Origin of the sequence: Brevundimonas aurantiaca (assembly GCF_904830995.1) — a bacterium.
GTDB lineage: Bacteria > Pseudomonadota > Alphaproteobacteria > Caulobacterales > Caulobacteraceae > Brevundimonas > Brevundimonas aurantiaca.
Window position 1 is genome coordinate 2161984 of the sequence record NZ_CAJGVD010000001.1, and the last position, 11607, is coordinate 2173590.

The 11607-nt window shown below is 68.7% G+C and carries 5 protein-coding genes and 1 riboswitch; of the genes, 3 read left to right on the forward strand and 2 right to left on the reverse strand.

The window, feature by feature from the left end:
* Nucleotides 1-149 precede the first annotated feature (149 nt).
* The 3 genes from JMT67_RS10645 to lpdA all read left to right on the forward strand — a co-directional run bounded on the left by JMT67_RS10645 (nucleotide 150) and on the right by lpdA (nucleotide 6602).
* Complete coding sequence (locus tag JMT67_RS10645; RefSeq protein ID WP_201463440.1) at nucleotides 150-2999, forward strand: TonB-dependent receptor; 2850 nt, start codon at nucleotides 150-152, stop codon at nucleotides 2997-2999.
* Nucleotides 3000-3202: 203 nt separating this feature from the next.
* A complete protein-coding gene (locus JMT67_RS10650) occupies nucleotides 3203-5083 on the forward strand; it encodes a PAS domain-containing sensor histidine kinase (RefSeq protein ID WP_201463441.1) in 1881 nt (626 codons plus the stop codon).
* A 112-nt stretch (nucleotides 5084-5195) separates the two neighbouring features.
* Complete coding sequence (gene lpdA / locus JMT67_RS10655; RefSeq protein ID WP_201463442.1) at nucleotides 5196-6602, forward strand: dihydrolipoyl dehydrogenase; 1407 nt, start codon at nucleotides 5196-5198, stop codon at nucleotides 6600-6602.
* Nucleotides 6603-6690: 88 nt separating this feature from the next.
* Here the strand turns inward: lpdA and JMT67_RS10660 are convergent, their stop codons facing one another.
* Together JMT67_RS10660 and mutS are read right to left on the reverse strand one after the other, a co-directional pair.
* Nucleotides 6691-8517, reverse strand: coding sequence for a methyl-accepting chemotaxis protein (locus tag JMT67_RS10660; RefSeq protein ID WP_201463443.1), 1827 nt, complete (start codon nucleotides 8515-8517; stop codon nucleotides 6691-6693).
* A gap of 86 nt (nucleotides 8518-8603) precedes the next feature.
* On the reverse strand, nucleotides 8604-11288 hold the full coding sequence (mutS, locus tag JMT67_RS10665) for a DNA mismatch repair protein MutS (protein ID WP_201463444.1): 2685 nt from the start codon (nucleotides 11286-11288) through the stop codon (nucleotides 8604-8606).
* Between the two features lie 98 nt (nucleotides 11289-11386).
* Nucleotides 11387-11526: riboswitch (cobalamin riboswitch) on the forward strand.
* Nucleotides 11527-11607 lie beyond the last annotated feature (81 nt).

The following is an 11607-nucleotide window of genomic DNA, read 5'->3' on the forward strand; positions in this document are numbered from 1 at the left end:
ACGTTGATTCGCCAGCTTACTGACGATTTGTCACACCAACGACGCCGAACCGATCCGCAAGCGTCGCTGAACCGTCGCGATCCTTTCGCCGCTCGGCGCTAAGCGCGGCTGTATTCGTCGGGATTGAACCCGGCATTGGGGACATCGTCATGAAATTCCATCTCCTCGCGGGCGCCTCGCTCGCGTCGCTCGCCGCTGTGACCGCCGCCCTGCCGGCCCACGCCTATGAGGGCTCCGCCCTGGCCGCCTCGGTCGCCGTCGCCGGCGAAGTGGTTCACGGTCGGGTCACCAACGCCGCCGGCGACGCCCTCCCGGGTGCGGAGGTGGTCGTTCGCGCCACCGGCCAACGCGCCGTGACCAACACCCAGGGCGAGTTCGATCTGGTTCTGCCGACCGGTACGGCGGTGTTGGACGTGCGCTACATCGGCCAGCCCTCGGCCAGCCAGACCGTTAATGTGGTTCAAGGTGGAACCGAAGTCGCCATCGCCCTTGGCGCGGCCGAGGCCGCCACGGTCAGCGACGTGATCGTCACCGGCGTCATCACCGACGGCGTGGCCCGTTCGCTGAACCAGCAGAAGAACGCCGACGGCACCATCAACGTCCTGTCGGCCGACGCCATCGGCCGCTACCCCGACCCCAACGTCGCCGAGTCCCTGCAGCGCGTCCAAGGGATCGCCATCCAGCGCGACCAGGGCGAAGGCCGCTACATCAACGTCCGCGGCGCGCCGTCCAGCTTCACCGCCATCTCGGTGGATGGGGTGGCCGTCCCCGCCGTGTCGCCGTCGACCCGCGCGGTCGATCTCGACACCCTGCCGTCGGACATCGTCTCGACCGTCGAGGTCTCCAAGACCCTGCGCCCCAGCCAGGACGCGGATTCCATCGCCGGCGCCGTGGACATCAAGACGCGCTCGCCCTTCGACAAGCGCCGCCTGGCGCTCAGCGGTTACGCGGGCGGCAGCTACAATGATTACGGCGGCGAGGACTATCGCGGCGGCCTGACGGCTTCCAACGTCTTCGGCCCGAACCAAACCTTCGGCGCCCTGGTGTCGTTGAGCTATTCCGAAACCAACCGCCGTCCCGACAACGTCGAGAACGGATGGGTGCTGATCAACCGCAACCCCGCGCAGGGCGGCGGCCAGATCTGGGGTCTCGAGAACACCCTGTTCAAGGACTACGAGACCGAGCGCACCCGCAAGGCGGTGACGGGCGCCCTGGAATGGCGTCCCAGCGAGGCGACCCGCGTCTGGCTGAAGGGCTCCTACGCCCAGTTCCGCGACGACGAGTTCCGCAACACGCTGAACTTCACCTACAGCGACGGCACGCTGCAACCGGGATCGACCGACACCAGCGCCACCTTCAACAACGCCCGCATCTACAAGCAACTGCGTCACCGCACGCAAGAGAACGACATCTCCACCGTGCAGTTGGGCGGCCAGCGGACGTTCGGCAACGGGGCGGTCTGGGACGCCGTCCTGTCGTTCGCCGACAGCGAGCAGACCTATCCGCACCGTGACGAACTGGTCTATCGCTCGGACCCGGTGCCGACGATGTTTTACAACACGGCCGACCACTATCAGCCGACCTATTCGGTCTTCACCGACCCGACCGGCTTCTACCTGAACTCCAACAACTATAAATTCCGCGAAAACACCTTCCGGTCCAACTCGACCGAACAGGACGACGTCGCCTTCAAGACCGACCTCGAACTGCCCACGGTCATCGGCGGGCGCGAAGTCGAGCTCAAGTTCGGCGCCAAGTACAGCGCACGCGAAGTGACGGCCGATGAGGAGCGTTTCCGCGACCGCACCGCCGCCGCAAATCCTGGCGCCTTGGCTACGCTGCTCAGCGATCGTCCGTCGCAAAACTACGACTACAACCTCGGCTTCAAGTTCGACGCCGGTCTGGTCTCCGACTATTTCGATCGCATCCGCACCACCTCGACCAATCCCGATCCGGCCGCTGGAGTGCGTCGCGTTCCTCAGTCGATCACGGCCGACTACACCGCCGACGAAGACATCCTGGCGGGCTACGCTCAGGCCAAGTTCGACCTTGGTGCAACCAATGTCCTCGTGGGTCTGCGCGTCGAGAAGACGGACTTCGAAGGGTCGGCGACCAGCGTCGCCCTGTCGGGCGCCCAGACCCCGGTCACGGTCGATCGCGACCAGACCGACTTCTTCCCCAATCTGACGCTGCGCCACAGCTTCAGCGATCAGCTGATCGGACGGTTCGCCCTGACCCGCGCCATCTCGCGCCCGGACTATACGGACATCGTGCCGCGCGTTCTGGAAACGACCGACAGCGGCCGCACGACCGTGACACGGGGCAATCCCGATCTGAAGCCGACCCTTTCGAACAACGTCGATCTGGGCCTGGAATACTATCTGCGTCCGTTGGGCGTGGTCTCGGCCAACGCCTTCTACAAGGACCTGTCCAACTACCGCTTCACCCTGGTGACGGACAATGTGCCCTACGTCACCCCGACCAGCACGGTCGCCCAGGTGACCGAGGCCCGCAATGCGCGCGACGGCCACATCGCCGGCGTCGAGTTCAACTGGCAGCAGACGTTCGACTTCCTGCCGGGCTGGGCGTCCGGCTTCGGCGTCTTCGCCAACTACACCCTGACGGATGCGGAAATCAAAACCAGCCGCGCCTTCGCCGGTCGCGACACCTTCGCCCTGCCGGGTCAGTCGGACGAAACCTACAACGCCGCTCTCTTCTATGAGCGGTACGGGTTCAGCGCGCGGATCTCCTACACCCACCGCGGAGATTTCCTGGAGGCGATCGACGCGACCAATCCGGGCAAGGATCTCTATGTCGAAGGTCGCGGTCAGCTGGACTTCACCACCAGCTACGACTTCGGCAACGGCGTCGAAGTGTTCGGCGAGGCCAAGAACCTGACCGACTCGGCGGGCGTCCGCTACTACGGGGTCAAGGAACGGACCTATGAGTACGAGAAGTTCGGCTACAACGTCTTCTTCGGCGTTCGCTTCAAACTGTAAGGCTCAGCCGAGCCGCGAATAGAGGTGGCCGGGCGGCGACGTCCGGCCCCTTTTTCGTTGGGGCTGAGAGGGTTGGAACGGCTTGACGACGCCCGTCGCGATGTCGTGTGGTTAACCCGCTAAGTCTCCGCTTCACCGGTTCGCCTTTTGCACGGGGACGCCGATGCGGGGGATGTGAGCCCCAAATTGAGACGGATCGACTGATGTTCCTCGAAGGCGAGGTCAACTGGACCCTGGTGCTTGGACTCCTGGCGGGCTTCGGCAATGTCGCGGCGGTCATCGCCATCTGGTTCGCCATCGCCAACCGGGTGCGCCACGCCAGCGCGACGGATCAGCTGGACATCGTTCAGAAGGTGGCGGAGTCCTCGGATCGCCGCCTGTTCGAAACCCTGAACGCCGTTCCCGTCGCCATGGTCGAGACGGACCAGACGGGCAAGTTCGTCTTCGCCAACCGCGCCGCGCATCAGTTGCTGGGCCGTCGCGACGCCGAACTCCTGGGGCTGCGGTTCCACTCCGCCACCTGGGGCATCACCTTTCCGGACGGCAAGACCGTGCCGCCCGACCTCCTTCCCAGCGCACGGGCTCTGCGGGGCCAGACGGTGCGCGGCTTTCAGCACCTGATGGTCAATGCGGCGACCCGCAAGAAGATGCTGGTTTCGGTGACGGCCATGCCGATCGAGAACGAGCACGGCCAGATCACGGGCTCGATCGCCGCCATTGTCGAGACGGACGTCCTGACCACCCCGGCGATCGAACCGATGACGCCTCCGCCGGCGCCCCCGGCCGCGCCCTCCGCGCGCCCGGCGGGACCGAGCCTGTCCGACCGCGTCTTCGACGCCGCCTCCAGCGCCCTGGTGGTGGTCGGGCCCGACGGCGCGATCCGCCAGGCCAACCGCGCCGCCCTGGTCATGCTGGGCCGCAGCGAGGGCGTGGCGGGGGCCGATTTCGCCGACCTGTTCCTGCCGCCCGACCGCCGGGTCGAGGCTCGCCAGACCCTCAGAGCCGTTCTGACCGCTCCGAGCGAGGACACCCCTCCGATAGAGACGATCGACGCCGACGGCGCGGCGATCCGCTGGACCCTCCTGCCTCTGACCGACGAGGCGGAGGCTGCGGATGCGATCCTTCTGGCCGGCTCGTCCGTATCCGAGGCCCAGGATACGGCCCCGGCTGCGCCCGCCCTCGCCGAGGCGGACGACGATGCGGCCGCCTCCGACGCGGTCGCCGCCGCCCTTACCGCCGCCCAGGCCGAATTCTCCCGCCGTCAGGAGGCCCAGGCGCTCGCCCATGAAAAGGCGCTGGCCCAGGCGGAAAAGGCGGAGCGCGATCTGCGTGAGGCCTTGGAGGCCGAACGCCGCATGGCCAATGTCGGGCGTCTGGCGGGCGGGGTGACGCAGGATTTCGCCGCCCTGCTGAACGTCATGACCTCCGCCCTGGACATGCTGTTGCGCCACTCCGACGATCCTGACCGCGTCCGCCGGCTGGGCCAGGCGGCCCTGACGGCGGGGCGACGCGGCGAACAGATGACCCGCCGGCTGAGCGCCTTCTCTCAGGACGAGGACCGCACCCTGCTGCGGCGCCTGGATCTGGGCGTGCTGTTGGCGGGGCTGGAGGGCCGGCTGCGCCAGATCGCCGGACCGGGCGTCGATCTGATGATCGAGACCCCGAACCAGCCGGCGCCGGCGCGGGTCGATCCCGTCGCATTCGAGGCGGCGGTCATCGCCTTGACCCGAAATGCGGTCGAGGCCTCGAACGGCGCCGGATCGGTCGCCGTTCGTCTGGCGATCGCCTCGGACGGCGACCTGCGGCTGAGCGTGCGCGACTCCGGGCCCGGCATGGATTCGGACACCCTGCGTCGCGCGCCCGAGCCCTTTTTCACCACCCGAAGCGACGCGGCGGGGCTGGGTCTGTCCCAGGCCTTCGCCTTCGCCCGACAGGCGTCCGGCGCCCTGACCGTGGAGAGCGCCCCGGGCGAGGGAGCGGAGGCGGCCATCACCCTGCCGCTGGATTTGACGCCTGAAGGCGCCGCCGGCGACCCGCCCGAGCCGTCGCCGCTGGCGCAGACCAGGGCCGAGCCGGTCGTCTGACCCCCTGCAAAGGTCGATTCCGCGCCCCATATGATGCGCGGCGGTTGACCCGTGCGGGGTCGGCGCTAGTGTCCGCGCGCTTTTCCCGCGCGCCAGAAGACCAGAGGATATCATGGCCGAAGCCCCCGCTCCCTACGACGTCGTCATCATCGGCGGGGGGCCCGGCGGCTATAACGCCGCCATCCGCGCCGGCCAGCTGGGCCTGAGGGTCGCCTGCGTCGAGATGCGCGCCACCCTGGGGGGCACCTGCCTGAACGTCGGCTGCATGCCGTCCAAGGCCCTGCTGCACGCCTCGGAAATGTGGGACGCCGCCAACAGCGAGTTCGCCAAGATCGGCATTGAGGTCCAGCCCAAGCTGAACCTGAGCCAGATGCACAAGTCCAAGGACGACAGCGTCACCGCCCTGACCAAGGGGATCGAGTTCCTGTTCAAGAAGAACAAGGCCGACTGGATCAAGGGCAAGGGCAAGATCGTCGGAAAGGGCAAGGTCGAGGTGACCGCCGCCGACGGCTCGGTCCAGACGCTGGAGGCCAAGAACATCGTGATCGCCACCGGCTCGGAGCCCACTCCGCTGCCGGGCGTCGCCTTTGAAGCGGGCAAGGTGATCGATTCCACCGGCGCCCTGTCCCTGCCGGCCGTGCCCAAGAAGCTGATTGTGGTCGGCGCCGGCATCATCGGCCTGGAGCTGGGTTCGGTCTGGCGCCGCCTGGGCGCCGAGGTGACGGTGGTCGAGTTCCTGGACCGCATCACCCCCGGCATGGACACCGAGGTCGCCACCGCCTTCCAGCGCACCCTGACCAAACAGGGCATGGCGTTCAAACTGGGCGCCAAGGTCACGGCCGCCAAGTCGGGCAAGGACGGGGTCGAGCTGACGGTCGAGCCCTCGGCCGGCGGCGCCGCCGAAACCCTGAAGGGCGACGTCGTCCTGGTCGCCATCGGCCGCCGGCCCTATACGGACGGCCTGGGTCTGGAGACCATCGGCGTCACGCCGGACAAGCGCGGCTTCATCGACCATGATCACTTCAAGGTCGCCGACGGCGTCTGGGTGATCGGCGACGTGACCCATGGCCCGATGCTGGCGCACAAGGCCGAGGAAGACGCCGTCGCCGTGATCGACACCATCGCCGGCAAATACGGCCACGTCGACTACGCCCTGGTGCCCAGCGTGGTCTACACCTTCCCCGAAGTCGCCTGGGTCGGTCAGACCGAGGATCAGCTGAAGGCCGCAGGCGTCGCCTACAAGAAGGGCAAATTCCCCTTCACCGCCAACAGCCGCGCCAAGATCAACCACGAGACCGACGGCTTCGTTAAGGTTCTGGCCGACGCCGCCACCGACAAGGTTCTGGGCGTCCACATCATGGGCCCCCAGGCCGGCGAAATGATCCACGAAGCCGCCGTCACCATGAGCTTCGGCGGCGCCTCGGAAGACATCGCCCGCACCTGCCACGCCCACCCCACCCGTTCGGAAGCCGTCCGTCAGGCGGCCATGGACGTCGAAGGCTGGATGATGCAGGCCTGATCCGGCTCCGATCGACCTCTCAGTCGATGCGACGAGGCCCGCCCGGAGGCTCCGGGCGGGCCTTTCATTTGCGCCTGTTCGATCCCGCTCAGGCGGCCCAGACCGTCCGTTCGTCCTGAGCGTCGCCGTATGGCGCCCCGTCGCCCAGACGGAAGCGCGACACCAGTTCGGCCAGCCGTTCCGCATCCTGGCTGAGCGCCTGGTTGGCGGCGGTGGTCTGTTGGACCATGGCGGCGTTCTGCTGGGTGGTTTGGTCCATCTGGTTGACGGCCGTATTGACCTCGGCCAGCCCCTCGGCCTGCGCCTTGGCCGAGGCGGCGATCTCGCCGGCCAGCTGGTTGATTTCGGCCACCTGGCCGATCAGGGCGGTCAGGGCCGCACCGGTCTGGGACACCAGTCGGGCGCCTTCGCCGACGCTGGCGCTGGAGGCGGCGATCAGGCCCTTGATCTCGCGCGCGGCCTCGGCCGACCTCTGGGCCAGGGCGCGAACCTCTGAAGCCACCACCGCGAAACCGCGACCGGCCTCGCCCGCCCGCGCCGCCTCGACCCCGGCGTTAAGCGCCAGAAGGTTGGTCTGGAAGGCGATCTCGTCGATCACGCCGATGATTTCCCCGATCCGGCCCGAGGTCGCCTCGATCTCGCCCATGGCGGCTGTGGTCTCGGCGATGATCTGTTCGCGCGTCGCGGCGCCGCTTCGGGCCTCGGCGGTGATGTCGGCGGCGGACCGGGCGCCTTGCGCAGTCTTGCGCACCGTGACCGTGATCTGGTCCAGAGCGGCGGCGGTCTGTTCCAGGGCGGCGGCCTGTCTTTCGGTGCGGCGCGACAGGTCGTCGGTCGCGGTCGTCACCTCCGATGTTGCAGCCCGCATCGCCTCAACCAGGTCTACGATGTCGGCCATGGTCGCCGCCAGCGTGTCCACGGCGGCGTTATAGTCGTCCTTCAGCTTGCGGCTGCGCTCGGCGAAGTCTGCGGTGATCCGATGGCTCAGATCTCCGCGCGCCAGGGCCGCCAGACCTTGTCCGAGCGCCTCCGCCACCAGGGCGTTTTCCTCGGCCAGACGGTCCCGTTCCGCTTCTCCCGCCTCTTGCGTCACACGGGCGGCCTCACGCATGGCCTCGGTCTCGGCTTCCGCAGCCTTCTGGCGCACCGCAGCGTCGCGGAAGGCGGCGACGGCGCGGGCCATCTGGCCGATGTCGTCTTCACGCATGGCCCAGGGCGTGTCGAAGTCGGTTCGGCCCTGGCGCAGGGCCTCCATCCGCTCGCACAGGGCCTTGAGAGGCGAAAACATCCGGCGGGAAACGATCAGACACAGCCCTACCCCCAGCAGGGCGGCGGCCAAGCCGCACACGAACAGGGCGATCATCACCTGGTTCACCGAGGCCATGAAGTCCGCCTTGGGAATGCCGACATACAGCACGCCGATGGTCTGGCCGGCCCTGGTCTTGATCGGGTCGTAGGCGACGAAATAAGGCTTGCCCAGAATGTCGGCCTGGCCTCGATAGGGTCGGCCCGCCTTCAGCACCGCATCATAGACGGGACCGGGCTTCAACCGAGTGCCGACGGCGCGCGAGCCGTCGTCCTTGACCACATTGGTGGTCACGCGCAGATCGTTCAGAAAGACGGTGGCCGTACCCCCGACCAGGGTCTTGATCCGGTCCACCGGCTCGACGAAGTCGTTCATCGGCGTCGATCCGACATACAGCCTGCCGTCGCGCGCCGTGAAGCCGTCGCCGTAATCGGCCAGCACGTCCCAGGCGACCCGCATATTGGCCTCCTGACGCTCGGCGGCCTGGGCCTCAGCGTCGCGGGTCAGCAGGACCGCAGCGACGGCCGTCAGCACCAGGGTCAGGACGCCGAGGGCCGTAATGACCATCAAGGCCGTCTTGCCGGAAAGGGAAAGCGCGCTGGGCTTCATGGCCGATCCTCAGCGATTCGGTCTGGCGGACCACGACTGTTACCGAACAGGGTCTGGATTTCTATCCCTGGCAAGGGCCGACCTTCTCAATCAGCCAGGCTCTTCAACCTGTAGAGCGTCTCCAGAGCCTCGCGCGGCGTCAGGGCGTCGGGGTCCACCGCCTGCAAGGCCGCCTCCAGCTTGGAAGGCGCGCGCGGCGGCTCCGGTTCGGCCACGGCGAACAGCGGCAGATCGTCCAGGCGGGCCGCTGCCGCCTTCTCCCCTTCCAGCCGCTCCAGCACCGCCTTGGCCCGCGCGACCACCGCGGCCGGCGCCCCGGCCAGCTTGGCCACCTGAACGCCGTAGGACCGGTCCGCCGCGCCCGGCGCCGCCTCGTGCAGAAAGACCAGGTCGCCGTTCCATTCCTTGGCCGTCATGGACAGGTTGCAGACGTGGTCCAGCCGCGTCTCCAGCTGGGCCAGCTCGTGATAGTGGGTGGCGAACAGGGTGCGGGCGCGGTTGACGTCGTGCAGGGCCTCGGCCGTGGCCCAGGCGATCGCCAGGCCGTCATAGGTCGCCGTGCCCCGGCCGATCTCGTCCAGAACCACGAAGCTGCGCGGCGTGGCCTGGGTCAGGATGGCGGCGGTCTCGACCATCTCCATCATGAAGGTGGAGCGGCCGCGCGCCAGGTCGTCGCCGGCGCCGACGCGGCTGAACAGCCGGTCCACCACGCCCAGACGCATCGCCCGCGCCGGCACGAAGGCCCCGGCCTGGGCCAGGATCACCAAAAGCGCGTTCTGGCGCAGGAAGGTCGACTTACCGGCCATGTTCGGCCCGGTGACGATAGCCAGCCGGGCGCAGTCCGATCCAGACCCGTCCAGCCGGGCGTTGTTGGGCGTATAGGGATCGCCGGCCGCCTTGACCGCCGCCTCGACCACCGGATGCCGCCCGGCCTCGACCGAGAAGACCAGACTGTCGTCCACCACCGGCCGAGTCGCCCCGGCCTCCTGGGCCCATTCCGCCAGGGCCGCATGGGCGTCCAGCTCGGCCAGAGCCTCCGCGACCGCCTGCAGCGGCTGGGCCAGGCGGGCGACCTCGCGCCGCCAGCCCTCGAAGGTCTCGGCCTCGATGGCCAGGGCGCGGTGACCGGCCTGGCTGATCCGGGCGTCCAGCTCCGACAGTTCGACCGTGGTGAACCGTACCTGGCTGGCCAGGGTCTGACGGTGGATGAAGGGACTGTCCGGCCCGGCCCGCAACAGACCCTCCGCCGCCTTGGCCGAGGTTTCCAGGAAATAGCCCAGGACGGCGTTGTGCTTGACCTTGAAGGGCACGCCGGACTCGGCGACCGCCCGCGCCTCCAGATCGGCCACCACCCGGCGGCTGTCGTCGCGCAGGGTGCGGGCGGCGTCCAGTTCAGGCCGATAGTCGGGGCGCACGAAACCGCCGTCGCGGGCCAGATGGGACGGTTCGTCCACCAGGCCGTCGATCAGATCGGCCTTCAGCCGCGACACCTCGGGCGACAGGTTCAGTCGGTCCAGGGCCAGGGCGATGCGGCGCGGCCGGCCGGTGAGCGGGTCCACCTGGCCGATGAACAGGCCCGCGATCCCCTCGGCGACGGACAGGCCGACGCGCACGGCGGCCAGATCGCGCGGACCGCCGCGCCCCAGGGCCAGCCGTCCGACCGCCCGCGCCACATCGGCCGAGGCCTTCAGACCGTCGCGAAGGGCGCGCCGCAGATCGCGCCGCTCCAGCAGCCATTCGACCGCATCGAGCTGTTCATTGATCGCCAGGGGGTCGCGCAGCGGCCGGGCGATCCGTTCCGCCAGGGCCCGGGCCCCGCCCGAGGTGACGGTGCGGTCGATACAGGCCAAGAGCGAGCCTTCGCGTTCGCCCCTCTGCGTCCGGTCGATCTCCAGACTGGCCCGGGTCGCCGGGTCGATGGCCAGAAACCCGCTCTCGCCCAGACGGCGGGGCGGGGCCAGGGCCGGAACCTTGCCGGCCTGGGTCGTCTCCAGATAGGCGGCGATCAGGCCGAGCGCCGAGACCTCGGCCTCCTCGAAGGCGCCGAACCCGTCCAGGGCCGCAACCCCGTACAGCCGCTCGACCCGCGTCCGCGCCGCCTGGGGCTCGGCGATGGCCGAGGCCAGGGCCTGAACCACGCCGCCGGACCCGTCCAGGGCGTCCCGCGTCGTCGGGTCGGAATAGATGCGGTCAGTGACCAGGACCTCGGACGGGCGGAAGGCGGCCAGGGTCGCCCCGAGATCCTCCAGCGCACAGGCGACGCTGTCCACCGCGCCGGAAGACAGTTCGACCACCGCCACGGCCGCGCGACCCTTGCGCATCGCTGCGGCGGCCAGCCGGTTGGCGCCGCGCGCATCCAGCAGACTGTCCTCGGTCAGGGTGCCGGGCGTCACCACCCGCACCACGCCGCGCTGGACCACGGCCTTGCCGCCGCGCTTCTTGGCCTCGGCCGGGTCTTCCAGCTGTTCGCAGATGGCCACCTTGTGGCCCAGGCGGATCAGCCGGGCCAGATAGCCCTCCATGGCGTGGACCGGCACCCCGGCCATGGGGATGTCCTCGCCCTGGTGCTTGCCCCGCTTGGTCAGGGTGATGCCCAGAGCCGCCGCCGCCACCTCGGCGTCCTTGAAGAACAGCTCGTAGAAGTCGCCCATGCGGAAGAACAGGATGGCGTCCGGCTGACCGGCCTTGGCCGTCAGATACTGGGCCATGAAGGGCGTGGCGCCCTCCAGAGCGGCGGCGATGTCAGGCGGGTGAGAGACAGGGGCGTTCATGTTGCGACAGGGTGACGGATCGCGTCCTGGCGCTCAAGCCCGTTGACCGGCTCTTGCACAGGCTTGTCGCCCCTGCGATAGGCCGGATCAGGCGGTTAAGGGAACACGGTGAGACACCGTGGCTGTGCCCGCAACTGTAGGCGGCGAGAGCGTCGTCCGTCCGGGGTCTCGACCTCGGCGCCACTGGGTGACTGGGAAGGCGAGGACGGCGGTTTATGACCCGCAAGCCAGGAGACCTGGCCGCCGACGTCGCTCGCTCCTGTCCGGGACCAGACAGAGGCGCGGTTTCTCCGTGGAAGCGACCCGATCTTGCGTCGTC